We start from the raw sequence: 26,297 nt of genomic DNA, 5'->3' as shown, positions 1-26,297 counted from the left end.
CCCATGCGCGAGACGGGAAGACCTCTGGAACTCCGCAGCATCGTGCGTGGGTGGCGTCTGCAGGGCGAGCGCGTTGCGCTAGTACCGACGATGGGCAATTTGCACGACGGTCATCGTGCATTGATCCGCGAGGCTCGACAACGGGCAGATCGCGTGGTCGTGAGCATCTTTGTCAATCCGCTGCAATTCGACCGCCCCGAGGATCTGAATAGTTACCCGCGCACGCTAGAGGCGGATCGGGCCATTCTGGTACGCGATGGTGTCGATTTGCTGTTCTCGCCAGATGCGGAAACGCTATACCCGGGTGGGCTGGCGCTTGCTACCCGCGTCAGCGTGCCAGGCTTGGGTGATATCCTGGAGGGGGAGCGCAGACCAGGACACTTTACTGGCGTGGCTACCATCGTGTGCAAGCTCTTCAACCTAGTGCAACCGGACGAGGCTGTATTCGGAGAGAAGGACTACCAGCAGTTGTTACTGGTGCGTCGGATGGCTGCCGATCTAGACATCCCGGTCCGTATTCACGGTGTGCCCGTCGTTAGGGCGGAGGATGGCCTGGCACTGAGTTCGCGCAATGCGCGCCTTGACGAAGAAGCTCGGCGGCGCGGGGCGATACTGTATCAGAGCTTGGGCCGTGCCGAGACGCTATTGCGGCGTGGCGGCGCAATCGAAACCATCGAGCGTGCCGCCACCGATGCCTTAAACCGAGCGGGTTTCAAGGTCGAATACGTGGCCATTCGCCACGCAGAAGACCTGTCTTCTGGCAGTGCCGGTGCTGCGCCCTTGGTCATTCTTGCCGCTGCCTGGCTGGGCGGTGTGCGCCTGATTGACTGTCTCCCAGTCGTCTAGCTCAGTTAGTTACACCCCTGTGTAGCCACTACCCGGTGGGCGCCGCCGTCGGGTGACTTGATGTGCCTCATCGTTCCACCCGCGATGTCCACGCCATGCGTGTCGAATTGTGACAAAAATGTGAAGGCGGAAACATTCATAAGAATTTCTTGTCGAAGAAGCCGTGACCGGATAGTTGTAAGCGCCTGAGTTGAAGGCTGTTGCTGGGTTTTGGTCAAGGATTGACTAAGCTCAATCTGTTCGGATGGTGTTCAACTATTCCTGGCAGGTGACGATATAAGGATAAAAGCGTTGTATGGGCCGCGATAGCGTTTGATATACCCGTAGCGCCAGGCTTACCACAATACTGATAACCAGCCCCGGCTAATCGCCGGCGGTATACGGAAGGATGGGCGATACCCACATGACGAGCGAATCGATGGGTAATGGAATTTGGGCCGGAGGCACGGTCCTCCCATGGGGAGGGGCGATTGTGGCATTGCTGGTATGGGGAGAGCCCCGTTCGCTTACCCTCGGTGTCGCCGTATTGATGACGTTGATCTGGATCTGGCGTGCGCGCGGAATGCCCGCTGCACCATTGGCGCCCGAAGTGCGGCCCTCAAAACCGAAGTCCGAGGAGGGGGGGGATCACTTGGTTACCAACCGAGAATCCGATGCCTTGGCCATCGCTCAAGCATTACAGATTGTGGCCCGCCAGATCGATACAGCCAAAGCCCAGACTGAAGAGGGGATTAACGCCCTGGTCGGTCAATTCGACAGCCTGCAGGGGCGTCTGGATCAGGCGGTACAGACCGCGGCATCGATCGTGAGCGCGGAACCGGTTGGCGCGCCCGCGGGCGCGCACAGCGACTTCGAGCGTAACGAGTCCGATCTCAAATCCGTATTGAGTACCTTGGAGGCGACCGGAGAGCGCAGGCGTTCGCTGGCACAGGCGCTGGAGGGACTGGACGCTTACGCAGAGGCCTTGCGCGGCATGACTGGTGAAGTCGAGGTTATTGCCTCGCGCACCAATCTGCTGGCATTGAATGCGGCAATCGAAGCGGCGCGGGCGGGTGAACAGGGCCGTGGATTCGCCGTGGTTGCGGAGGAAGTGCGCAAATTGTCGGGGTTGTCGACCAACACGGTGCGCCGTATGGCAGAGAAGATTCAGAGTATTACCGACTCGTTGGCAGGTATCGGCAGCTCGGCTGCGGCATCGGGCGAGGCTGATCAGGAAGCGATGACGGCCGCCGATACGGCAGTTAATGCAGTGCTCACGCGTTTCCGTCAATTCGCAGAACAAACGCGGACCTCGGCTGAGGTGGTGCATCGGGAAAACGATGGCATTCGCATGGATGTCGCACAGATGCTGGTTTCATTGCAGTTTCAGGACCGCGTGAGCCAAATTCTTGAGCACGCGGAATCGAGCTTGAATAGCTTGGGCGGCTTGCTCGACCAGTACGCACCAGGGACTGCGGATGTGCGTGTCGTGATTGAGCAATGGCTGGCTGAGGTGGAGCGTAGCTATACCACTGACGAACAGCGCCGCAATCATCGAGGCGATCAGGGCGCGCATGTCGATACAGGTGACGTCACTTTCTTCTGAGTGAGTGTGGCGGACGAATTTAATAATTGATGATTAATTAATGACGGGTCGGGAGCGATGGAATGCCTAAGACGGTGATGATTGTGGATGACTCCGCTTCGCTGCGTCAGGTCGTGAAAATGGCACTGACGGGAGCGGGATACGAGGTCATGGAAGCAGGTGATGGCCAGGAGGCACTGACCAAGCTTGAGGGTAAAAAGGTCCAGCTGGTTATCAGCGACGTGAATATGCCACGCATGGACGGTATTACCTTCGTCAAGCAGCTCAAGCAGCGCCCCGAATATCGCTTCGTGCCGGTCATTATGCTGACCACGGAAGGGCAGGATGCGAAAAAGGAGGAGGGGCGTGCAGCCGGCGCCAAGGCCTGGATGGTTAAACCATTCCAGCCGGCACAGATGCTGGCAGCCGTATCCAAGCTGGTCGGGCCCTGAGCAACGGCGCATATATACCTGGGGGGATGCATGGAAATTATCGAGACGCGCACGGGAAACACCGTTCAGTTGTCATTGACCGGCGATCTCGATATTTACGGCGTCGCCGAGGTTTATGCGCGGGTGTCGCAAGGTCTCGATGAGGCCGATGGCCTCGTCCTGGATCTATCTGCCGTGGACAATATCGACGGTGCCGGCCTGCAGCTGCTGATGGCCGGCAAGCGCGAGGCGGAACGCGGCGGCAAATCGCTTCAGTTATCACAGCACAGCCCATGCGTTATTGAGGCGATCGAGTTGTGCCAGCTGGAGCGTTTTTTCGGTGATCCGCTGGTCCTCCGGCCAGTCGGAGGCAGGCGATGAACGATGGCTTCGATTGGGGCGGGGCGCTTGCAACCTTTCTGGAGGAAGCACGCGATCTGCTGATCCAGATGGAGGCCATTCTGCTTCGGCTTGAGGAGGCGGAAGCCGATCCCGAGGACGTCAATGCGCTGTTCCGTGCGGCGCACACGGTTAAAGGCTCAGCCGGGCTGTTCGGTCTCGACGAAGTGGTCGCCTTCGGACATGAGATGGAAAGCGTGTTGGACCGGGCCCGCGACGGCACCCTTGCACTTTCTCCCCCCTGGATCAGCTTACTGATCAGGTGTACGGACCATCTCGGCATACTTGTGGACTGTGCAGCGGAATCCCGTGCCTTGGACGAGGCACGGCAAGCACAAGGACGCGAGCTGGTGACGGCTTTGCATGGTGGTGAGTCGGTCGCGACACCAGAAGATGTCGTGTCCGTACAGCGCGCAGAGTCACCCGAGGCCGCACCTCAAACCCAGGCCGGACGGCATGAGTTGATTGCTGCCGGCGATGCGGTCGAATCGGCGATTCAATCCTGGACCCGCGCGCCGGATCCCGAGGGTTGGCATCTGTCACTGCGATTTGGCGATGAAACCTTCCGTAATGGCATGGATCCGCTGTCCTTCATCCGCTATCTGAAATCGCTGGGCCAGCTGGTGGGCGTCGAGGTGCTGCCCGACCGAATTCCGGAAGGCGATTATGATCCGGAGTGTTGTTATCTGGGTTTTGAGATTCATTTTCGGGGGGAAGTCAGTAAGCAGACACTGGAGGATGTCTTCGAGTTCGTCAGGGAGGATTGCGAACTTCGCATTCTGCCTACGGCGAGCAAGGCTGACGAGTTTCTAGCGTTACTCCAGTCGCTGCCGGAGGACGATCTTCGGCTCGGCGAGATTTTGGTCAAAGTCGGCACCGTGACCGAGCGCGAGTTGACCGAGGCCCTATCCGCCCAAGCGACGGCCGAAGACCCAGAGCCATTAGGGTATATTTTGGTCGAACAGGGTGCCGTGCAATCGCCCATCGTTGAGGCGGCATTGGCCAAGCAACACAAAATTAAGGAGGTCAAGGCTCGCGAGACGCGTTCGGTCAGAGTCCAGGCCGACAAGCTGGACGCCCTCATCGATCTGGTGGGCGAACTGGTGATCGCAAGTTCTGCGGTACGCTCCCTCAGCGCGGTCAATCCCGACTCGCCTCAACAACAAGCATCGGTGGAGGTTGGGCGTCTCGTCGAGCTGATTCGCGAAGGTACGTTGCGTCTGCGCATGGTCGAAATCGGTGAAACGTTCGCGCGGTTTCATCGCATTGTGCGCGATACAGCTCATGAGTTGGGTAAAGAGGTTGCGCTGCAGATCGAGGGTGGCGATACCGAACTTGATCGCACCATGGTGGAAAAAATCGCCGATCCCCTGACGCATATGGTGCGCAATGCCATTGACCATGGAATCGAAATGCCCGATGTCAGACTGGCGCGGAGCAAGCCCGAGAAGGGCACGATCCGGCTGGCCGCATTTCACGATTCAGGTAGCGTGGTGATCGAGGTGAGCGACGACGGGGCAGGTCTGGATCCAGCACGTATCCGGAATAAGGCACTCGCGCGTGGGTTGATTACGGAAGACGAGATATTGTCGACGCATGCGTTGTATCAGCTGATTTTCGAGCCCGGATTTTCCACCGCTGAACAGGTGAGCAATCTATCCGGACGGGGAGTTGGCATGGATGTCGTCAAAAAAACAGTCGAAGGCTTGCGCGGTAGCATCGATATCGACAGTGCACTCGATGGCGGCACTTCCGTTCGTTTGAGACTACCGCTCACGCTCGCGATCATTGATGGTTTCTTGCTTGGTGTGGGCGATTCGAAATTTGTCTTGCCGCTGGACATCGTGGTCGAGTGTATCGACCTCGAACGGGTCGAACAGCGCTCGGCCCATGGCGCCTATGTACGAGTACGCGACGAGGTAATTCCTTATCTTCGTATCGCGGATTTCTTCGGCCTGACTTCTCGCGATCATGGTCGTGAAAGCCTGGTTGTGGTCCAGGCCGGTGGTCGGCGGTTCGGATTGGTGGTCGATGACCTGCTGGGTGAATTGCAGACGGTGATCAAGCCACTGGGGGATTTGTTCGAACACCTCAAGGGCATCAGTGGCTCGACGATTCTGGGGAGTGGGGAACTCGCTTTGATTTTCGATGTGGCGGGCTTGAGCCAACTGGCGACGCAGAGAGACGAGGGACCTGGGTTGCGGCGTGAATCGACACCCGGTGGGGAAATGGTACGTGGCTAAGGTAGTCGGAGAACCCAGCCAGGACGGGGTAATAATCCAATATTGCGACATGCAAGCGAGGGGACTATGTCATTCAGGAATTTGAAAATAGGTGTCCGATTGGGCATCGGTTTCGGGGTGCTGCTGGCCTTGCTCGTGATCGTTGCGGGCATGGGGGTGCGCGAGATGTCCATGATCAAGCAGGGGACGGATCGGATTGCCCAGCACGACTGGGTCAAGGCCAAACTCGTGATGCAGGTTAAGGACGAAATCCTGGAGGACGAAGCCGATTTTCAGGGCGTGCTGCTGTCGACTGACGCGACACAGCAGGAGCAATTAACGGCGCGCTTGGGAGTTCACGAAACGCAAATAGGAAAGCGTCTAGGCCAGCTCGATGAACTTTTGAAATCGCCTCCGGGGCGGGAGATGCTGGCCTTGATACGTCAGCATCTCGATAGGCTCGGCGTTATCAAGGCAGAAGCCCTCCGATTGATGAAGACGGGTGAAGTCGCACAAGCGGCGAGCCATTTTTCCAGCCAAGGCCTACCGCTCGTCGACACCTTGCGTACGAGTCTCAACCAGCTGACGGTCCTGCAACAGCAGCACCTCGATCACTCGTATCAGCAGGCGAACGCGGTTTATCACGAGTCCCGGATCATGGCGATCAGCGTCATTCTGATCGGATTGTTGCTCGGAGTCGGCTTCGCATGGGTCACGACACGTAGCATCACGCGACCGATTAGGGAAGCGGTGAACGTCGCCAACCACCTGGCGGATAACGACCTGAGTATCTCCATCGAAGTGGCATCGAGTGACGAGACCGGGCATCTGCTGGCTGCCATGCGCACCATGGCGGAGAATCTTGCAGGCGTGATCGCCGAGGTGCGTAGTGCCGCGGATTCGCTCTCCAGTGCTTCCGAAGAAGTGAGCGCGACCGCGCAGGCAGTCTCGCAGGCATCCACCGAACAGGCTGCGAGTGTGGAAGAAACTACCGCCTCCATGGAGGAAATGGGCGCCTCGGTCACCCAGAATGCCGAGAATGCGAAAATTACCGATGGCATGGCCGGCGAGGCAGCGCTCAAAGCGACCGAAGGTGGACAGGCCGTCGAACAGACGGTGCGTGCGATGAAGGACATCGCTGAAAAAATCGGTATCGTCGACGATATTGCCTACCAAACGAACCTGCTGGCGCTCAATGCCGCCATCGAGGCTGCACGTGCGGGCGAGCATGGCAAAGGCTTTGCCGTCGTAGCGGCCGAGGTGCGCAAGTTGGCCGAACGCAGTCAAGTAGCGGCTCAGGAGATTGGCCAGCTCGCGACGAGCAGTGTGGGGTTGGCTGAACGGGCAGGTCATCTGCTGGGCGAAATCGTACCAGGCGTGCGCAAGACCTCCGATCTGGTACAGGAAATTGCCGCTGCATCCGACGAACAGAGCAGTGGCGTCGGGCAGATCAACGTGGCGATGAATCAGCTCAGCCAGGCAACGCAGCAGAACGCATCTGCCTCCGAGGAGCTGGCGGCTACTGCGGAAGAGCTCAACGGTCAGGCTGAGCAACTCCAGCAGATCATGTCCGTTTTCAAGCTGCGCGCCCAGCGTATCGCCGAACGGACGAACTCCGCTACACAGGCGAAGCAGCGGCTCAAACTCGAAAAGTCACCGCAGGAATCGAGACGAGCTGCGTCTAGCATCAAAGACGATGGTGATCTGCCGGAAGAAGGCGAGTTTGTGCGCTTTTAAGTGGAGGTAGCGATGGCCAACCCATTAGAGCTCGCAAACGGGCGGCAAGTAGCGCTCGCCGAGGGTGACGTGCCCGATCAGGCGGAACAGTATTTGAGTTTTACCCTGGGCGATGAAACATTCGCGGTCAATATCAAACACATCCGCGAAATTATCGAGTATGAGGATGTGACCACAGTGCCCATGATGCCGGCTTTTTTACGCGGTGTGATTAATCTGCGTGGGCGTGTGGTGCCGGTCATCGATCTGGCGGTTCGTTTCGGCCGCGCTTCTACCGAAATTCAACGGCGTACCTGTATCGTCATCATCGAAATCAGCGGGGCGCAGACGCACCAGGACCTCGGCATTCTGGTCGACTCGGTCAACGAGGTGGTCGAGATCGCCGCACGGAGCCAGGAGCGCCCACCAGCGTTCGGTGCGGGGCTGCGTAATGACTTCATCGAAGGTATCGGCAAGGTCGATGGCCGTTTTATCGTGGTACTCGATATTGATCAAGCCTTGTCGGTAGCGGAAATGTCCGCGTTGGCCGAGTCGGCAAATCGATCCGCTGATGCGGTGTCAGCGACACATCGGACATCCTGATGCAGGCATGGCCAAAGTGACAGCGGGCGCTGGGCGCAACATCCCCCTCGCAGAGCCGGAATTTCAGGCTATTCGGGAATTCATCTACCGGCGGGCCGGTATCCACTTGAGCACGGCCAAGCGCGCGCTGGTTGCAGGGCGTCTTGAAAAGCGCCTGCGTGAGATCGGTTGCCCAGGTTACCGAGCGTATCTTGAATTGCTCGGCGGCGAATTACGTCCTGGCTCCGAGGCACAGCGGGCGATCGATCTGTTGACCACCAACGAGACCTATTTTTTCCGCGAACAGAAGCATTTTGATTTTCTTGCGGAACGTGTGTTGCCTGCGTTGGCACAAACGTCCCAGGGCGTACGTATCTGGAGTGCGGCCTGTTCGAGCGGCGAAGAGCCCTACAGTATCGCCATGACACTGGCCGAGCATCGAGGTGGAAGGCCTTGGTCGCTGCTCGCCACGGATCTGAGTCAACGGGTACTCGATCGTGCGCAGGCGGGTATTTATCCGATCGAACGGGCGGAACGGATTCCGTTGCATTATTTGCGCGCCTACTGTCTCAAGGGTGTTGGCTCCAGGGCGGGGTCTTTCGCGGTCGCGCGTAAGCTGAGAGAGCGTGTGGAATTCCGCGCGCTCAATTTGAACGCGCCCCTGGCCGAGACACATGGCCTGTTCGACGTTATCTTCCTGCGCAACGTGATGATTTATTTCGACCTGCCCACGAAGCAGGCGTTGTGCCGACGTCTGATACCCCATTTGCGCCCTGGGGGGTATCTCTTTGTTGGGCATTCCGAAAGCCTCAATGGCGTGACGTCGGATTTAATTGTCGAGGCGCCATCGATCTACCGCTGTCCGTGAACCGCGAAGACTGGCGGCGATACGACGTGTATCTGACGCCGGGCGGCTTCTACTTCGGAGGTGATGGCACACGGATCAAGACCATACTCGGTTCTTGCGTGGCGGTGACGCTCTGGCATCCCGAGCGTCGTTGCGGTGGCATGGGCCATTTCATGTTGCCCTGTCGAGGTCTGCGGCGGACATCTCAAACGGAGGGGCAGTGGGATGGGAAATATGCGGATGAATTGATGCATTTGTTCATGGCGGCGATCCGCAGTTCACACACCCATCCGCGCGATTACGAGGTCAAACTTTTTGGTGGGGGCAACATGTTTCCGGCGCTGACGACGCGCGCGTCGCGGGAGGGTGTTTCCTCGCGCAACGTGCAAGCTGCGCGTGTACTGATGGCGGCCTATGGATTTGACGTTGCTGCCGAACACCTCGGTGGAGATGGGCATCGGAGTCTGGTGTTTGATCTTAACGACGGCTTAGTCTATCTCTGGTACAAGGCCATGAAATCATGATTGAAAGGTGAGGCGAGCGGTGATCCAATCAGGGAAGAGCGACAAAATAAAGGTGTTGGTCGTAGACGATTCCGCTGTGGTGCGGCAGGTACTGCAGGCCGCCTTGTCCCAGGATCCCGCGTTGGAGGTGATCGGCGCCGCGGCAGATCCGCTTTTTGCCATGGAGCGTATGAAGCGGCAGTGGCCCGACGTGATTGTGCTCGATGTCGAGATGCCCAGGATGGACGGCATCACCTTTCTCGGCCAACTGATGCGAGAGCATCCGACGCCCGTGATCATTTGTTCAACGCTGACCGAAAAGGGCGCGGCGACCACCTTGCAAGCATTGGCGGCCGGCGCGGTCCATGTCATCACCAAGCCGACGGTTGGTATTCGCGACTTCCTGCTTGATAGCGCAAATGACTTGATCGCAGCCGTGAAGACGGCGGCACGCGCCAATATGAGCAATTTACGGCGGTCTTCTCCTCCCGTACATCAGGTGCAGGCCGCTGCCGTACCTGCGTCGGCCGAGGCGATGTTGCGTACTACCGAACGCATTGTCGCCATGGGTACTTCGACCGGGGGAACGCAAGCGCTTGAAACCGTGTTGACCGCGCTACCCAGGGTGTGTGCACCCATCGCCATCGTCCAGCACATGCCGGCGATGTTCACGGCCGCCTTTGCCGAGCGGTTGAACGGCTTATGCCAGATCGAGGTGCGCGAGGCGAAGGATGGAGACCGGTTGTTGCCGGGTCTGGCGCTGATTGCGCCGGGCGGGAAACATCTCAAATTGGTGCGCCAGGGGGCGCAGTACTATGCCGAGGTATTCGACGGTCCACTGGTCAATCGGCACAGGCCCTCCGTTGATGTATTGTTCCGTTCGGCCTCGCAGGTGGTCGGTCGGAACGGAATAGGCATCATCATGACCGGTATGGGAGGGGATGGCGCGCGGGGGTTGAAGCTGATGCGTGATGCCGGTGCGACCACAATGGCACAGGATGAGGCGAGCTGCGTCGTCTTCGGCATGCCCAAGGAAGCCATCAAACTTGATGCGGCCGACCGCGTCGGTGGTTTCCCGGAAATCGTCGAGCTGATTCGACAAGCTTGACGCCCTCAGCGAGGACCGAACACGATCTGATAGAGCAGGTCGATGCCCTGTGCGCTGCCGGACTTGGCCTCCACGCTGAAGTGTTGCGACAGCCGGTAATTGAGTGCGAGGGTATTGCTGTGATCGAACAATCCGGCTGCGTAACGTACATAGAGGTCAGGCGTAAGGTATTTGCCGAGCAAGAGCGAGCTTTGCTGCCAGCTGTCTCCACCTTGCACACCAATATCACTCAATCCTGTGCGTGCCTTGATTGACCCGAGTACACCACCGCCCGCCTCGCTGTTGCCCATGTGCATGCTGGCCAGCGCCTTGAGCAGCAAGGCGGCATCGCTCTTCGAAGCACCTGCCAATCCATGTCCGGTGATCAGCCAGGACAGCGCCTCGGATTCAGACATCGGCGGCGTTGCGCTGACCTGCGAGCGAGGCGATTTCAGGGTGCCGGTGACCGTCAATTGTGCGGTGACGTTGCCCGTTTGGCGTTGCGCCACCACGTCGAGGCCCGGGTTATCCACGGGGCCTGCGAAATTCAGTACCCCTTTGCTGAGCGCAAGGTTCAGCCCATAGGCCGAATAGGTACCATTAACGATGCGTAGGCTACCATCGGCTACGGTCGGCGTGCCGGATCGCTGGGTCAACAACAGGTCCCCGGTCAATTGCCCGGCCAGGCCGAAGGCATCGAGCTTGATTGCCTGGCCGAGGGCAAGCTCGATGGCGGCATCGAACGTTGGGCCGTGGGACTTTGTCGACGCGGTCACGCCTACAATTTGAGTGTCCGGAGAGACGTCCACGGCGCCGGGCGCCACGCGTTTGATGACAATGTCCGCTTTGGGCACATCGATACGTCCGCGTACTTGAATGCGTTTGGGATTGGCCTCAATGGTGAGTGTGGGACTGATCTGCGCGCTGATCTGCGGTAGGTGTACGGCCTCGAACTGATGGCCTTTTACGTTGAGCCGGATTTCGGGATGGGGCGTGTACCATTCGCTAATTTCACCCCGCGCCTCGATCTGTCCTGGGCCGGAGCGTGCTTGTACCGCCACCTGGAGCGGCTGGGTACCTTTGCCAAGTAAGGTCGCCTGGATATCCTGAAGGCGTATGCCCGCGCGAGCCAGTATCAATGCCCCTTTGTTGAGCGTCACCTGAGTGTCGATCAATGGCGATGCCCGGGTGCCAGCCAGCTGGATATTTCCTTGTAATGTGCCTTCGATTGCCTGTGTGTCCGGTATCAGGCCATCAAGGAATGTGAGCTTTGGTAGATTCAGTCCGATGCGTCCATTGAGCGGTGCTTGGGGTGATAGGCCGGTATCGAGCCGGACATCGAGTTTTCCACCGTCAGGCAAGCCGGCATTAAGCATCAACGCGAGCTGCTGGGCGTGTAGATCGAGTGCCAGCCTTGATAGCACGAGCGCATAGCGCCTTGTGCCGGTGCTCCGCGTCAGCTCGAGATGCCCATCAGGGGCGCTCGCGCTGAGTTGGCCCTTCAGCGCGTTCAACGGCCCCTTCAAATCTGCGTGGCCGCTCAGGTTGCCACTTATCCGTACTGCAGCGGGCAACCAGGGATCGAGCATCGCCAGGGGCAGCTGTTGCCAGTCTGAGTGCAGGTTGATGCCGCTCGGTGCGAATTTCAGGTTCAGGCACAGATGCGCGGATGGATTGCCGTCGGGTTCGAGGCAGGTCGGGCTTATGTCGATCTCGTGGCGCGTGAGCCGCAGAGCCGCCGGCGCACGCAGGCGCCAGCCGCTACCCTTGCGCGGTTGCAAATCGAACTGCAGCAGGCGTCCGTCCCAACGAGCACTTCCGGGTTTGATGCCGCCGGACAGGCGCGCGTCGAGTCGACCAGCCGATGCGACGGCGCTTAGTGTCAGTTGCATGCGCGCGGGCTGCCCGTCGGCACTGAAAATCACTTGCTTGAGGTCAATCCCGGCGCGGTGGAGGTCGCGTATGTCGAGTCGAGTCTTGAGCGTGTCGCTACGGCCTGGTTCGATGGAGGCAGATAAGTGTGCAATGGATAAGGCGCGTAGACGCAGGTTTTTACCGTCGAGCCGTGCGTTGACGCGCGGCCATTGCCAGGGGCCGCTGATATGGCCGCTTGCGTGGAGACTGCCACCGGCCTGTGTGCTGAAGGCTTGCAATTTAGGGGCATCAAGCGTGAATTGCAGATTGCCCTTGTGGGGGGTGGCCCATCCGTTCAGATCGATGCGGGCGCCGAGCGCAGCGAGGTGCGCGCGCGTAAGCGTCAGTTGCCTGTCGGCAAATACGATGGCTCCTTGCATCTGAGTGGATATAGGCAGCCCGCGCAAGCGACCCTCGAGACGTGTGAGGGCAAATTGCATCCGTCGATTGTCGCCTGTCAGATGGCCGTCCACAGCGAGCTTGCCGGGCCAGTCGGTCCGGAGAACGCCAGGATCGAGATTTTGTGCGTTGATGATGAATTGCCAATTCAGGGTCGGTTTCCAGGTGACCGCGCCATGTGCCTTGAAGGTGCCATCGAGCAGGGAAGCGGTCAGGTGATCCACCTTCAATCCCTTCGAGTTGCCATCGATTTCGGTCTCGAGTCGCGGGATATCGAGTTGCGAGGTTTGCAGTGCAGTTTCGATGTGCAGGCGATAGCCTGAAAGACTGCCTTCCGCATGTAATTGTCCGGCGGCGCTTTGTGCGTCGACTGTTACCCCGGCCAGCGGCCAGCGGGCGTTTCGCCAGGAAAGCTTGAGTTTCCCTGTTTGCCGCAGTACGTCCACTTCGGCGTCAAGCGTGGCCGGGAAGGGTGCGGTGAGTTGCTGACTGATATTCAGGCGTTGCAAAGGCCCTTGTAATAACCCCTGGCCCAAGATGCGCGTGCGGTGGTCGAGGCGCCAGTGCCAGACAGTGCGCAGGTCGAGCGTGTAGGGTGGATTCAGACGGATATCCCCGACCAAGGAGAGCGCCCCTTGTGGGGTTTCGAGATTCAGCCGTGAAAGATTCAAGCGACTTCCCGCCAGACTAAGCCCGGCATCTACACGCGAAAGTCTGAAGGCATGACCGTCGTTAGAAGTGGACCCGGGAAATTGGACAGCCCGCTAAGTGCTCTCTCGGGTTATGCCGCCAGTCTGGCGGCGGATTCGTAGTACACGCTGTCGGGGTGCGCCGGTCCAGTGACTGGTGCCGCCTCTCAGCGTTGTAGAAGGCCAGGTATCGCCCCAGTGACCTTCGTGCATCGGCGATATTGTCGTAGGCCTTCAGATACACCTCCTCATATTTCACGCTGCGCCACAGGCGCTCGACGAACACGTTATCGACCCACCGACCCTTGCCATCCATGCTGATGCGGATGCCATGGTGCTTGAGAACGCCGGTGAACGCCTCGCTCGTGAACTGACTCCCCTGGTCGGTATTGAAGATCTCCGGGGCGCCGTAGGCCTCGATCGCCTCCTCAAGCGCATCGACGCAGAAGCTCACATCGAGCGTGTTCGATACGCGCCAGGAGAGCACCTTGCGCGAGTGCCAGTCCATGATGGCCACCAGATACACAAAGCCCCGCGCCATCGGGATGTAGGTCACGTCGGTCGCCCAGACCTGGTTCGGGCGGTCGATAACCCGATCCCGCAGCAGGTACGGATAGACCTTGTGCGCCTGATTGGCCAAGCTGAGGTTGCGCTTCGGGTACTGTGCCCTCAGGTCCATCGTGCGCATCAGGCGCTGAACCCGCTTGCGGTTTACGCGGTGACCCTGGTCTTCCAACCAGTCGTGGATGCGTCGGCTGCCATAGAAAGGATACTTCAGGTGGCAGCGATCAATCAGCGCCATGAGTTCCAGTTCCTCGTCTGTAACCGGCTTGGCCACGCGGTAGAACGTCGAGCGCGGCAGGTCCAGCAACGCGCATTGCCGCCTTACCGGCAGCGGATCCTGACGATCTATCATTGCTTTCCTCTGGGCCCGTGAATCCGTTCGAGCCCGCGTTCTAAAAAATCATTCTCCATCGTCAGCTGGCCGATCTTGGCGTGCAACTGCTCAATGGTTTCGGCCGACTGTTCAGCCTTCTGTGCGCCCTTGCCGAACACATCCGAGGCGTTGCTCAGCAGCTGCTTCTTCCAGTCCGCGATCTGATTGGCATGTACATCGAACTTCTTGACCAACTCAGCCATCGTCAGGTCACCCTGTAGCGCTGCAAGCGCTACCTTGGCCTTGAACTCAGGCGAATGGTTTCGTCTTTTCCGTCTCATCGCTTCTCTCCAGAGCGTCTCGCTCATGATGAAGGAAGCACTTATCAGCGTTCAATCACTGTCCAATCAGGTGGGTCCAGTTCTGTTGACGACGATGAGATCATGGATGCGTAGGTTTGCAATACGCACCGGAAGCGGCAGCAATGGCAGTGTCGATGGGCTGGATTGGGCTGGGGCGAGTCCCGGTCGGTGAATGACGAGAACGTGCGTGACGGCTATGGTATCGATGTGCAGGCGACCCGCTAACAGATCCAACGGTCGCCAACGCAGGATGGCGTGGGCGACATTGATGTCGAGATCGGGTGAATGCCAACGCAAATCGTCGATGCGCAGGCCGGCGATCAGACTGCCTTGACTCGCGGTAATCGTGAGGCGGCCATGGCTGAAGTGGGCGGCAGTATCCAGCAGCCACCGCGTACCCGTAGGGGTGCCGATGAGCATGTACACAAGCGCACTGAGGATGACAAAGCTCAGCAGCCCGCCGTAAATCAATTTGGATAACCAGCGTTTCACAGCTCCGGCCCCATGCTGACTTGAATGACGAAGCGACTGGCGCCGGGCAGCGGATTGAGGGGCGTCGCGAGGTCGAGGCGTATCGGCCCCAGTGGTGAGTGCCAGCGCAGCCCGATGCCTACGCCGCGGCGTAGGGTGAATGGCCAGGTGTCGAAGGCATTACCCACGTCGTAGAACGTGGCCCAGTAAAACTGACCGGTCAGGTGGTGATCGTATTCGAGACTGCCGACGGCAAGGTAGCGTCCGCCGACGATGACACCCTGGGCATCGGTGGGCCCCAGGCTTTGGTAGGCGTAGCCGCGTACGCTGCGTGCGCCACCGGCGAAGAAGCGTAGCGTCGCGGGCAGGCTACTCACGTTGTCCACGGCGGTAGCGCCCAACGCCGCACGCGTGAGAATGCGTCCGCCGAACAATGGTGCAATGGCGTGGATATCGAGTCTGGCCTGTACGAAGCTCTCGGTGGAAATCACGCTGCGCGCGGCGCCACGGAGGCGCGCGTCGATTGACCAGCCCCGTTGTGGGTAGATCGGTGCGTCGGCCAGCGTACGGCTGTAACCGATACCGGGTATCAGGAAGTGCCCCGAAAGTGTCGTGCCTGCAACCGTGGAATTTTCGTTGAGATATTCAAGCGAAATTCGGCGTAGCCAGTTGTCGGCCAACAGGTGCGTGCGGGTCGCACCGAACTTCCATGTCCGCGTCTGGGCGGCGAGGGTGTTCTGGTATTGGTAGCCAGTTTCCAGAGTGAGCCAATCCGTGCGTGGGTTGGCCAGCGGAATCTCGTAGCGTGCGGTGGCCTGCGACTGGATGCGCGCCAATTGCAGATTGAGTGCATAGCGATGCCCGGCTCGGTTTACCCGGTGGTTGCGAAAGTCGAGCCTCAGGGCGGGACCGGTGTCGGTTGAATAGCCAGCGCCTGCAAGTAGTTGATAGCGTCTTGCAGGGGTGGTGCTCAGGCGCATCGGCACTTCGCCGTGCGCGCGTTCCCGTGATTGTGTTTGCAGCCGCACACTGTCGAAATAACCACTGGCCACCAAGGCACTTTGACTTTCAATGACGGCGTTGGCGTTATAGGGCTCGCCGGGGTGGTAGGCCAGAAAGCCTTTGACCAAGCTGGGGTTCAGCGAATGGATGTCAAGCATCGTCTGGCCAAAAACGTAGCGCGATCCCGTGTTTAGGCTGAGTCTGATTTGAGCACTGTGTGTTGCCGGGTCGACGAGAATGCGGTGTTCGGTGAAACGCGCATCGAAGTAGCCATGCTCATGCGTATAGCCTTCAAGACGTTGCTTGAGCGCGGTGTAATCACCTTGGTTGAGTACCTGTCCAATGTGTAGCCCACTGTCGGCGATCAACGCCTGCAGGCCCTTGTCTTGTTTGCCTGAGCCGGCGAGGATAAGTGAAATCGCCGTGATTTGGATCGGTGTGCCGGGCTTCACGTCTAAATGGATCTGCCAGCATGCACCGACGCGCTCAAGCGTCGAGGCGATGGTCGGCTGATAGTAACCCATGGCCTCAAGCGCTGTGCGTACCGCGCGATGTGCCTGTGTCAACGTCGTTTCTGCCTGCCACCGTGGCGCATTACAACCCAGGTCGATATTCGTCAGATGCGCCTGTGCATTGGCAAGCAATGGGTCTGAAAGACCGATGATTTCAACATTATTAGCACCCGCCGACCACACGGTCTGTACATAAAAAAGTAGCAATATGAGTAAAAGTGCGGTGGTGAAGCCGCGTGCTTTGGTCCGGATCGACACGACAGTGGCCCGATTTCGTCGTTGGATGGGTATGTTTGGCAGCTCTGCTGGCATGGCAAATCATCTGTTTGTGAAGCGCGGCAATAGCACGCAAGTGCAAAGAAAAAATTATGCACTATGATGATACCGCGGGACGCGAGACCTGAAGTCATTCTGGCGATTGCGCCAGAATTGGGAGTCTGCCACTATTGAGGCGAGGAATGGGCTTGATTTAGGGCGGCATTCTCCAGCAATTCTGATTGTGCAGACGCTACCCCCTATTCAGGGTTAGCCGTATAGCTTGACCGCGGTGTATCGGAGACAAGGGCTACTGAATGAAGAACAGATTTGGTTTGTTCGGCGTTGTATTTTCTATGTGCGTCATCCTTTTCATCAGCGGGTGCTCAAATCTGCCACCCATCTCATCGGCTCCCGAAGCGAGCAGCGTGCCGGTATATAGGATCGGTACGGGCGATCAGTTGCAGATCTACGTCGCAGGTAAACCGAATCTTTCCGAGACGGTGCCGGTTCGCCCAGATGGACGTATATCGATTCCGCTGGTCCAAGATATCGCAGCTGAAGGCAAAACGCCTGCCCAACTGGGTGCTGAGATTGCAAAAGTGCTAAGTCGATATGTGCGCAATCCTGAAGTGACCGTCATTGTCAGAAGCTTCAACAGCACCTACAACTCGGATATCCGCATTGTGGGGCAGGCAGTCAAGCCACAGGCGCTTCCTTATCGGGCGGGTATGACGTTACTCGACGCGCTGACGGCAGTGGGCGGTTTGACGCCCTATGCGTCGGGTAATCGTGCCGAACTGGTTCGGCGGGTGGATGGGAAGGAGCATGTCTATCGACTCAAGTTAGGTGATCTGCTTAACGGAAACATACGCGACAATGCCGCGCTTCAGCCTGGCGATACGATCATCATTCCGGAAAAACTTTTCTAAGGTCGGTTGGTCGAAATCGGAGGCGTCATTTGTGGCGCACCGACTTCACAAAAGAAATCGGCTGTCCATGGGGTGGGTCAATCAGCGCCGCCGGGTTTGAAAGGGTGGTTCGCCGCTGATTGACCCGGTGTAACTCATTTTCTGCAAGTACGTATCGGATAATTGCGATGCAAGATCTTTTTGAGAAGTTAATGGGAGAAATGCGCAACGCTTGGCGCTTCCGTTGGCAGGGATTGGTAATCGTCTGGGGCGTGTCCCTGATTGGATGGGCGGTGGTGTATTCACTTCCCAATCAATATCACTCCAAGGCAAAAGTCCATGTGGATACGACCTATATGCTAAGGCCGTTGCTCCGCGGCATGGTTGTTGAGCCAGATTTGAATCAGGAGGTGCAGCTACTAACAAGAACGGTGTTGAGCAGGCAGAACCTTGAGAAAATTGCCTTAAACTCGAATTTAGACCTGGGTGGTTTGACGCCGGTAGATAAGGATCAATTGCTTGAAAGACTAATGCACAGTATTGAGATTCGGAGCGTCGGAAACGATTTGTACACAATTGGGTACGACAATCCGAACCCAGTAATCGCACAGGCAGTGGTGCAGCAGGTCTTGAATATCATGATGTCAGATGCGTTGGGATCTACGCATGATGATTCGGTAACAGCCCAAAAATTTCTCAAGCAGCAGCTTGCGGCATACGGTAATGAATTGAATCAGGCAGAACAGAAGCTAGCAGACTTCAAAAGACACAATATCGGTCTTATGCCCTCTACTGGTGGCGATTACATCAGTCAACTACAAACGGCAAATCAAGAAAAGGAAAACCTTGAAAACAAGCTCGATGTGGCGCTTTCAGAACAAGTAACGCTCGCGCAGCAAATAAATCGCATCAAGACAGGGAAAAGCCATGTGCACCCGCAATTGGATCCTAGAGTTCAATCTTCTGATGCGCAAATACAGAGTGACCAGCAAAAATTGAGCAATCTGCTGACCCAGTATACTAGCGCCTATCCTGGCGTGATTGCATTAAAGGACCAAATTCGCCTGGAAAAAATTCAAAGAGATAAATTGGTTGAGGAACTCAAAAATCAGAAAACAGATTCGTTTGATCCCAATGATCCCGTGTATCAGAAGGTTTCCATGCAGTATAACAAGACCACAGTTGAGATTGATGGGTTAAAAACCAGGATTAAACTCGTTGATGCATTGATAGGAAAATTTAAGCTTAAGGCTGGTCAGATGGCCAATGTTCAGGCCGAACTCGAATCAATGACGAGAAATTACAACATCACGAAAAAACAGTACGACTCACTACTGTCACGGCTGTACTCGGCAAAACTTTCCCAAAGCGCGCAAGACAGTGGTAACCCACTTAAATTTCAGGTGATTGACTCGCCCACTAAGCCATTATTGCCTAGCGGCCCTAAGCGGCACCTGATGGCACTCCTGGCATTGTTTGCTGGTCTTGCGGGAGGCCTATCCTTCGCCTACTTATTGTCGCAAATAAAACCTGTATTCATGACGCGGGCAGACTTGACAGCAGTTTTTGAAATGCCAGTTATTGGTGTGATTCCACTTGCGGAGACACCCTCGATAACGCGCAGAAACCAGAAAAAAGCAGTGATGTTTATCGGAAGCGTAGTTGTATTTCTGATGACGGCGGTTGTCGCGGTTTTGTTTGCACATGAGGGCGCGATTCTCGTTAGAGTTCATCTATTGGGGGGCGCGCTGTGAGCATCATTGAAAGGGCGGCTGAGAAAATCAAGCGATCAGAACAGGAAAAGAAAACCAGTGAGGTATCGGCGGCATCCATGGTGACGCCAGAAAACAATAAAGATGCGGGTCATGAAAATCTAAAATCGACGCCTGCGTTGGCAGGCGAAAAAATCCAGAGCTATCAAGATAAATCAGATGCAATTGGCCAACCTGAACTCATATTTAAATTGAATCTGCAGTCGCTTGCGCAAAATGGTTTGATACCGCCAGACGGGATGCGAGATATGCTTGAGCAGGAATATAGGCGAATAAAGCGTCCTTTATTATCAAACATCACAGGTCGTGGCGCGATGAAAGTCAGCCAGGGCGAAAGAATCATGATCACTAGTTCATTGGAAGGCGAAGGAAAAACATTTACCGCATTCAATCTGGCAAGAAGTTTGGCGCAAGAGCAAGATTCTGAGGTCATCCTTATCGATGCCGATAATGTACGTCAGACATTGACTAAATTACTCGGACTTTCAGAGCGGCTAGGCCTTCTTGATGCTTTGGCCCCTAAAGGCCCGTCGGCTAGCGAAATCGTCGTCCGCACGGATATTGAAAGGCTGTTTTTTGTGCCGAATGGAACCAGAACGCCAACGGGTCCTGAATTGCTGTCAGGCAACAGAATGGAACAGTTGCTGACTAAGCTGACGGCGAGCCGTCCTCGGATACTGATATTTGACACAACCCCCTTGCTCGGCACACCAGAAGCGGTGATTCTTTCTGAGGCAGTAGGCCAAATATTGATTGTTGTAAAAAGTGGCGTCACGCAGCGCAATGCCATCACGGCTGCGTTGCACCCGTTGGATCGGAAAAAATCCATCAGTTTTATCTTAAATCAAATACAAAAATCACATGGAGATCCATACAATAAATACCAATATGGATACAAATATGATGCATAGTCGCGAAGCATCAGCGAATGTTATATGCGGGGCTCGCGATAGCATTCTTGGGAATGTTCGTTTTTTTTATCAATCACCTCAATGCATCGCCCATCAGATATCGGTCGCGTTGTTTGTATTGTTGACTCAGATGTTACTGATAAATCATGCGATGGCGGCTGGAGTTGCGGGTTTTGGCGGTGACGGATTGGGTCGCTATACACAAGCATATGGCGGCAATTCACCAGGTATCGGTGGGGGGATGGGGAGTTGTGTGCCAAGCTATCAGCAGAATAGTTTGGCGGCAACGCAAGACCTGCTAAGTGGTAACGTTTCGCCACCGGCGTTATCAGGGTACCTACAGCCTTCAATGGCACTATCACAAGTTTATTCGGACAATATCAATCTCGCACCAAATGGGTTTGCCAAATCCGATAATGCCACAATATTGACGCCGAAACTTTCTGGTTGTACGACGGGGAGTCGTGTGTTTGCGAATTTTGATTACACAGCCCAAGCGATCAAATATTGGGAAAATCCGCCCGATAACAAAATCTACAGCCAATTTAATGGCCGTGTATTAGGAGAATTATATCCGGGCCATCTTTATATTGATGCTAATACACAATATGGGCAGGCCGTAATCAATCCATTGCAGACTTATTCCACAAATAATGTTTTTTCGACGACAGCAAACCGCACCAATATATGGGACTCATATGTCAGTCCGTACTGGCAACAAAGCCTTGGATCACTTGGCCTGGCGACACTTCGGTATACATATGGCCATGTCGTGTATAGCGTGCCGTCGTTACATAACTCGACCAGTGAGGGTGCTAGTTTTAATTTGCGTAACCCGACGCTGAATACTGACTGGTCATGGGTAGCGAACTGGAGTAGCACACAAGTCAGTTACGCGGGGCTAAGCACGCTTCAGTATTTTGATAATGCTTCGCTTGAATTGGGTTACCAGCTTCTGAAATCGTTTCGCGTGTTAACCAAGTTCGGGATTGAAGACAATTATTTGGCTAATGGGGTCATCAAGAGATATGCAAGTCCATATTGGAGCGCCGGATTTAAATGGGAACAGCAATATGCCTCATTAAAGGTAATGGTGGGGCATAGGTTTTTTGGCAGGTCTTATTCGGTCGACGCGGCGTATACACCACAAAGTTATAAACTGTCAGCAAGCTATTCTGAAATACCAACAGTGACATCCCTTATGGGAATGAATGGCACGGGAAATTCATTTGTTGCACCCGCGATATCGACGATTGCTAATTATGGCCAACTACAGAATACGCAGGTATATCTGAGTAAGAGAGCGCAGGTGGAATTCACATATCCGATGTCGAGGAGTGCGATCAATTTGGAGTTGTATGACGAGCGCCAGATTTATCAGAGTGGGCCGATTAGCGAATACCGCACAACCGGTGGGAATATCGGCCTCCAGTGGGCAGTGACACAACGTAGTCAAGTGCATGCAGATTTCGATCGAATGCGATTTTCGTCATCTGCTCAACCAGCAGACTATCTGAACATCACCAATATCGGCTGGACTTACTATCTGCTGCCTACCGCAACTTTTTCGTTTGATGTGAGTCGACAAAATCGAACTTCAAATGTGCCGGTCAGCGGGTATGTGGCGAACTCAGTTTCGGCCGTCATCAACGCGACCTTCTAATCGGATGAAGTGACGTCGATATGTACGAAGAATATTTTGGACTGGAAAGGCGCCCTTTTGCGCTGACGCCCGATAGTAGCTTCCTGTTTCCGAGCGCGACGCATCGTAGAGCGCTTTCGTATTTAATATACGGATTGGGTCAGCGTGAGGGGTTTATTGTCATTACAGGAGATGTTGGCACCGGAAAAACACTCACCATACAAACGATACTGGATTATCTGTCAAAACATAAGATATATGGTGCAAAAATCGCGGCGGCAAATGTAGAGGCTGATGATGTGCTGCCTTTGGTTTCGACGGCGCTTGGCCTAACGGCTAAAAATCTTAGTAAAGCCGAATATTTAGATGCGCTCAGCCGTACGCTTGGTGAGGATTATCCGGAAGGTGTTCTGCTGATCGTAGATGAGGCACAAACATTTTCAGCGGCTGCATTGGAAGAGCTCAGATTACTTACAAATCTGAGCGTTAATGCAAAAGCATTAATTCAGATTGCATTGGTTGGTCAATCAGACCTGAGGGCTGTTCTGAACGGAAAAAATATGGAGCAATTGTTCCAGCGTATCATTGCCTGGCATCAACTTGAGCCATTGAGTTTGGATGAGACGATTAAATACATTAATCACCGACTGCATACGGCTGGATGGACGAATGATCCTAGTCTTGATGAAGCCATATTTCCGTTAATACATGATTGGTCCCAGGGTATACCTCGTCGAATCAATATTTTAATGGACAGATTTTTACTGTTTGGTTATTTGGAAGAGAAACATGCCCTGTCAAAAGATGATATGGGCACGGTTATTCAGGAACTGGGCAGTGAGTTTGGCTATGGACGTAACGCTTCCGAGCATGGAAACGAGCAGCACATCAAGCGTGATGACTTGGAAAGTGATGAGAATGTAGTAAAGGATGCATTAGAATTACGTAAAAGGCTCGCTGATCTAGAGCGATTGATTACCTCGCTTGTGGGTGTCTCTCACATGCATGATTTATTGTCTAATCTCGAAAGCGATGAATTATTAATAAGTGGTTCTGAAAATGACGCGCTGCACATGCGCATAGCGCGTCTTGAGACGATTGTATCCCATATTCAAAATTCCGACCTCCTGATCGATCACTGAGCGGCTTGCGCATAGGCATGATGATCCATTGCCTCAATAAATGATTATCGGGAGTCTGGTTAGTGAGTAACGTAATAGTCAATGCAATGAGTGTGGATGTTGAAGACTATTTTCAGGTTTCTGCATTTGAGAATGTTGTCCTTCGAAACTCTTGGCCGAACATCGCGCTTAGAGTCGAGAAAAACGTTGAGCGCATCCTTCAGCTATTCGATGATCATGATGTCAAGGCCACCTTCTTTACGCTCGGCTGGCTTGCTACGCGTCTACCCTCCATGGTTGTAAAGATATCAGAAGCCGGTCATGAAATTGCAAGCCATGGCATGAATCACCAGCGTGTGACCAATTTTGATCCCAAGCGGTTTCGCGCAGATGTAGCACAGTCCAAGCAATTATTGGAGGCTATTTCAGGGCAAGCAGTGTTGGGTTACCGCGCACCCAGTTATTCGATTGGTAGAGACAACTTATGGGCCCTTGATGAATTGGCTTCAGCTGGATTTACGTATAGTTCAAGTATCTATCCAATCAAACACGATCATTATGGAATGCCCGAGGCGCCTCGATTCGCTTTCAAACCCAGAGAGCATAATCTGATTGAGATCCCCGTTACAACGGTCAATGCTTTTGGAAAGAAATTCCCTTGTGGTGGCGGCGGTTATTTTCGGCTTTACCCATATGTATTTAGTCGATGGGCTATCAGGCGCGTTAATAACTATGATCATCAAGCAGCTGTATTCTATTTTCATCCCTGGGAAATTGATCCAAATCAGCCTCGTATCAGCGGACTGAATAAGAGAAGCCGATTCAGACACTATTTGAATTTAACGCGAATGGAAGACCGGCTTACGCGATTGGCGTCTGATTTCACATGGGACCGAATGGATCGCGTTTTTGCCCCATTGATTGCGCGTCAGTGATGATGGCGTGTTTGTGATGGTTTTCTCGTGATCATTTCTGAGCGTTGTATGAGATGAATGTCAGGTTGGTTATTGAATCAGATCGTGCGCCGTGGGACCGGTTCGTCGCCGGCCACCCGGAGGCGACTTTTTTTCACAAATTCGGCTGGCGTGATGTACTTGAGCGCGCATTCAACCATAAAAGCTACTACCTGCTAGCTGAGCGTGAGGGTGCCGTGGTGGGTGTGTTGCCATTGGCGAGAATCAAAAGCCGATTATTTCATGATGCGCTCATATCGACCCCATTTTGTGTTTATGGCGGCGTGTTGGCAGTCGATTCCGAGACGTCGGACGCGTTACTCGAAAATGCTAGCGAAATGGCACGAAGAATGGGTGTTGAATATATGGAGTTGCGTCAAATAAACTCTACCCAAAAGGATTGGCCTACAAAAGCGTTATATGTAACCTTCCGCCGAGCGTTATCCGAATCACATGATGAAAATATGAAATCCATACCGAGAAAACAACGCGCCGTTATTCGTAAAGGATTGAATGCCAATCTTGAGGTTGGTGTGGATGCTAATGTAGACGATTTCTATCGGGTTTATTCTGAAAGCGTTCGCAATCTGGGCACGCCCGTTTTTTCAAAGCGCTACACTCAGATATTGATGGATGTGTTTCCGGGAGAAGTTGAGATTTTCACGGTTAGGCATCTGGGTGTGCCGGTCAGTTCTGTTATGAGTTTTTATTTCCGTGATGAGGTTTTGCCATATTACGGCGGTGGGAGTTCGGCTGCCCGTGATTTGAAGGCTTATGATTTGATGTACTGGGAACTTATGCGACACGCGGTCGACAAGGGTGTTCGTGTGTTCGACTTTGGCCGTAGTAAGCTTGATTCCGGATCCTATAAGTACAAAATGCATTGGGGTTTTGTCCCACAACCATTACATTATCAATATGATCTTATTAAAATTGATGAAATGCCTGATGTGAGTCCTGTTAATAAGAAATATATTTATTTTATAAAAATATGGAAAAAATTACCGTTGTCGGTCAGTCAAGTGATGGGCCCTCCGCTCGCGAGGAGTCTGGGTTAATGCGGGACTTGTTGTTTCTGGCGCACAGAATCCCTTATCCTCCCGATAAGGGAGACAAGATCCGTTCATTTCATGTTTTGGATGGGCTGTCCAAACACTTCAGGATCCATCTGGGTGCTTTTATTGATGATCGTGAAGATATTCAATATATAGATAAATTGCGTGAATATTGCGCTAGTGTTTACTTGCCTGTCGTAAATCCTTGGTTGGGTCAGTTGCGTGGTTTGCCCGCAGCGATATCGGGTGCCCCCCTTTCTCTATCGCGTTATGAGCATTCGGGCTTTGCGCGCTGGGTATCCATGACTATTGAAAATAATGATATTGGATTTGTTTACGCATTTTCATCTGCAATGGGTCGCTATGGTTTGTCGGCATCCCCTCGTTTAATGCGGCGAGTCATGGATTTTGTCGACATGGATTCGGAGAAATGGCGTCAATACGCCAGTCAGGCACCTTTTCCAATGCGCATGATCTACAAACGCGAAGCGCGCACACTCGCGACAGAAGAGCGTGCTTTGGCAGCATTGTATGATGCCTCTGTTTTGGTGTCTGAAGACGAAGCGGAATTGTTTCGTGATCGCAACCCGCAGTATTCGAATCGGATCCATGCAATCACCAATGGTGTTGATGTGGATTACTTTGACCCGGATCTCGTATATGAAAATCCATTTGTGACCGATGATGCGAATCTGGTGTTCACCGGCGCGATGAACTATCAGGCCAATGTGGATGGCGTCGTCTGGTTTTGCAGACATGTCTGGCCCTTAGTGATCGATCAACTGCCCTCCGCGAAATTCTATGTGGTCGGACAAAAGCCTGTTTCTGCGGTTAGCGCTTTGAATCAGTTGTCGGGTGTGACCGTGACCGGGCGCGTACCCGATGTGCGCCCATACCTGGCACATGCCAACGCGATATGTGCACCATTACGTGTTGCCAGAGGCATACAGAACAAGGTGCTTGAAGCCTTGGCGATGGGAAAGCCTGTGGTGGGTACTTCTGCCGCCTGGGAGGGAATTGGCGCCTTCTCGAGTACATTCGGGAGTCGAAGCAATATGTCACATGAGTTTGCCAATGCGGTTTTATTCTATCTACAGACGGGTGATGGGCTCGCTGACGATCGACGACAGACGATTGCGGATCGGTTTCATTGGCCCGCTTCGATCGATAAGCTTGTCCATGCGCTAATCGGTGATGAAGGCGTATCCCTTAGCGATACGCGCCGTGCGGTTTGATGTGCTTCGACAGCGAGTA

The 26,297-nt window shown here is 54.7% G+C and carries 22 protein-coding genes; 18 read left to right on the top strand and 4 right to left on the bottom strand.

What is annotated here, in order from left to right; translation table 11 throughout:
• Window positions 1–3 precede the first annotated feature (3 nt).
• From panC to BI364_RS11750, 10 genes are all read left to right on the top strand, one after another.
• A complete protein-coding gene (gene panC / locus BI364_RS11795) occupies window positions 4–846 on the top strand; it encodes a pantoate--beta-alanine ligase (protein ID WP_070078906.1) in 843 nt (280 codons plus the stop codon).
• A 472-nt stretch (window positions 847–1,318) separates the two neighbouring features.
• Entirely contained in the window at window positions 1,319–2,431 is a 1,113-nt protein-coding gene (locus tag BI364_RS18390; protein WP_197495694.1) for a methyl-accepting chemotaxis protein, read from the top strand.
• Between the two features lie 62 nt (window positions 2,432–2,493).
• Window positions 2,494–2,862, top strand: coding sequence for a response regulator (locus BI364_RS11785; RefSeq protein WP_070078905.1), 369 nt, complete (start codon window positions 2,494–2,496; stop codon window positions 2,860–2,862).
• Window positions 2,863–2,892: 30 nt separating this feature from the next.
• Window positions 2,893–3,222 (top strand): STAS domain-containing protein, encoded by a 330-nt coding sequence (locus BI364_RS11780; RefSeq protein ID WP_070078904.1) that lies wholly within the window; start codon window positions 2,893–2,895, stop codon window positions 3,220–3,222.
• A complete protein-coding gene (locus BI364_RS11775) occupies window positions 3,219–5,483 on the top strand; it encodes a chemotaxis protein CheA (protein ID WP_070078903.1) in 2,265 nt (754 codons plus the stop codon). Before BI364_RS11780 ends, BI364_RS11775 begins: the two co-directional genes overlap by 4 nt.
• A gap of 66 nt (window positions 5,484–5,549) precedes the next feature.
• Complete coding sequence (locus BI364_RS11770) at window positions 5,550–7,199, top strand: methyl-accepting chemotaxis protein (RefSeq protein ID WP_070078902.1); 1,650 nt, start codon at window positions 5,550–5,552, stop codon at window positions 7,197–7,199.
• A gap of 12 nt (window positions 7,200–7,211) precedes the next feature.
• The gene (locus tag BI364_RS11765; RefSeq protein ID WP_070078901.1) at window positions 7,212–7,781 is read left to right on the top strand and encodes a chemotaxis protein CheW; all 570 of its coding nucleotides are present in this window, start codon (window positions 7,212–7,214) and stop codon (window positions 7,779–7,781) included.
• A gap of 7 nt (window positions 7,782–7,788) precedes the next feature.
• Window positions 7,789–8,628: a CheR family methyltransferase gene (locus tag BI364_RS11760; protein WP_070078900.1), complete on the top strand. Its 840-nt coding sequence runs from the start codon at window positions 7,789–7,791 to the stop codon at window positions 8,626–8,628.
• A complete protein-coding gene (locus tag BI364_RS11755) occupies window positions 8,625–9,131 on the top strand; it encodes a hypothetical protein (RefSeq protein ID WP_070078899.1) in 507 nt (168 codons plus the stop codon). The genes BI364_RS11760 and BI364_RS11755 overlap by 4 nt, the downstream gene beginning before the upstream one ends.
• A gap of 19 nt (window positions 9,132–9,150) precedes the next feature.
• Window positions 9,151–10,218, top strand: coding sequence for a protein-glutamate methylesterase/protein-glutamine glutaminase (locus BI364_RS11750; RefSeq protein ID WP_233279506.1), 1,068 nt, complete (start codon window positions 9,151–9,153; stop codon window positions 10,216–10,218).
• Window positions 10,219–10,223: 5 nt separating this feature from the next.
• Here BI364_RS11750 and BI364_RS11745 read toward each other — a convergent pair whose 3' ends face one another.
• From BI364_RS11745 to BI364_RS11725, 4 genes are all read right to left on the bottom strand, one after another.
• On the bottom strand, window positions 10,224–13,181 hold the full coding sequence (locus BI364_RS11745; protein WP_070078898.1) for a translocation/assembly module TamB domain-containing protein: 2,958 nt from the start codon (window positions 13,179–13,181) through the stop codon (window positions 10,224–10,226).
• Window positions 13,182–13,242: 61 nt separating this feature from the next.
• Window positions 13,243–14,417 (bottom strand): IS3 family transposase gene (locus BI364_RS11740; protein ID WP_233279505.1). Its coding sequence is split into 2 segments (ribosomal slippage): window positions 13,243–14,147 and window positions 14,147–14,417, totalling 1,176 coding nucleotides; the frame shifts between segments, so codons are not numbered across the junction.
• A gap of 66 nt (window positions 14,418–14,483) precedes the next feature.
• Window positions 14,484–14,930, bottom strand: coding sequence for a hypothetical protein (locus tag BI364_RS11730; RefSeq protein ID WP_070078897.1), 447 nt, complete (start codon window positions 14,928–14,930; stop codon window positions 14,484–14,486).
• The gene (locus BI364_RS11725; RefSeq protein WP_070078896.1) at window positions 14,927–16,681 is read right to left on the bottom strand and encodes an autotransporter assembly complex protein TamA; all 1,755 of its coding nucleotides are present in this window, start codon (window positions 16,679–16,681) and stop codon (window positions 14,927–14,929) included. The genes BI364_RS11730 and BI364_RS11725 overlap by 4 nt, the downstream gene beginning before the upstream one ends.
• A gap of 314 nt (window positions 16,682–16,995) precedes the next feature.
• Between BI364_RS11725 and BI364_RS11720 the strand changes: the two genes are divergently transcribed.
• From BI364_RS11720 to BI364_RS11690, 8 genes are all read left to right on the top strand, one after another.
• Entirely contained in the window at window positions 16,996–17,610 is a 615-nt protein-coding gene (locus tag BI364_RS11720; protein WP_070078895.1) for an XrtA/PEP-CTERM system exopolysaccharide export protein, read from the top strand.
• Between the two features lie 167 nt (window positions 17,611–17,777).
• Window positions 17,778–19,343: an XrtA system polysaccharide chain length determinant gene (locus tag BI364_RS11715; RefSeq protein ID WP_070078894.1), complete on the top strand. Its 1,566-nt coding sequence runs from the start codon at window positions 17,778–17,780 to the stop codon at window positions 19,341–19,343.
• Window positions 19,340–20,272, top strand: coding sequence for a nucleotide-binding protein (locus BI364_RS11710; RefSeq protein ID WP_070078893.1), 933 nt, complete (start codon window positions 19,340–19,342; stop codon window positions 20,270–20,272). Before BI364_RS11715 ends, BI364_RS11710 begins: the two co-directional genes overlap by 4 nt.
• Window positions 20,262–21,935: a TIGR03016 family PEP-CTERM system-associated outer membrane protein gene (locus tag BI364_RS17510; RefSeq protein WP_197495693.1), complete on the top strand. Its 1,674-nt coding sequence runs from the start codon at window positions 20,262–20,264 to the stop codon at window positions 21,933–21,935. The genes BI364_RS11710 and BI364_RS17510 overlap by 11 nt, the downstream gene beginning before the upstream one ends.
• 20 nt (window positions 21,936–21,955) lie before the next feature.
• A complete protein-coding gene (locus tag BI364_RS11700) occupies window positions 21,956–23,056 on the top strand; it encodes an ExeA family protein (protein ID WP_070078891.1) in 1,101 nt (366 codons plus the stop codon).
• Window positions 23,057–23,142: 86 nt separating this feature from the next.
• Window positions 23,143–23,970 carry an XrtA system polysaccharide deacetylase gene (locus BI364_RS17505; protein WP_083251357.1) on the top strand — a complete coding sequence of 276 codons (828 nt, stop codon included), beginning with the start codon at window positions 23,143–23,145 and terminating at the stop codon, window positions 23,968–23,970.
• Window positions 23,971–24,023: 53 nt separating this feature from the next.
• On the top strand, window positions 24,024–25,046 hold the full coding sequence (locus tag BI364_RS11695) for a FemAB family XrtA/PEP-CTERM system-associated protein (protein ID WP_070078890.1): 1,023 nt from the start codon (window positions 24,024–24,026) through the stop codon (window positions 25,044–25,046).
• The gene (locus BI364_RS11690) at window positions 25,046–26,278 is read left to right on the top strand and encodes a TIGR03087 family PEP-CTERM/XrtA system glycosyltransferase (RefSeq protein ID WP_070078889.1); all 1,233 of its coding nucleotides are present in this window, start codon (window positions 25,046–25,048) and stop codon (window positions 26,276–26,278) included. The genes BI364_RS11695 and BI364_RS11690 overlap by 1 nt, the downstream gene beginning before the upstream one ends.
• The last annotated feature ends 19 nt before the right edge of the window (window positions 26,279–26,297 follow it).

Source organism: Acidihalobacter yilgarnensis (assembly GCF_001753245.1).
Taxonomy (GTDB): Bacteria; Pseudomonadota; Gammaproteobacteria; order DSM-5130; family Acidihalobacteraceae; genus Acidihalobacter; species Acidihalobacter yilgarnensis.
Note: the sequence above shows the minus strand (reverse complement) of the source record. Positions and strands in the feature narration are given on the sequence as shown.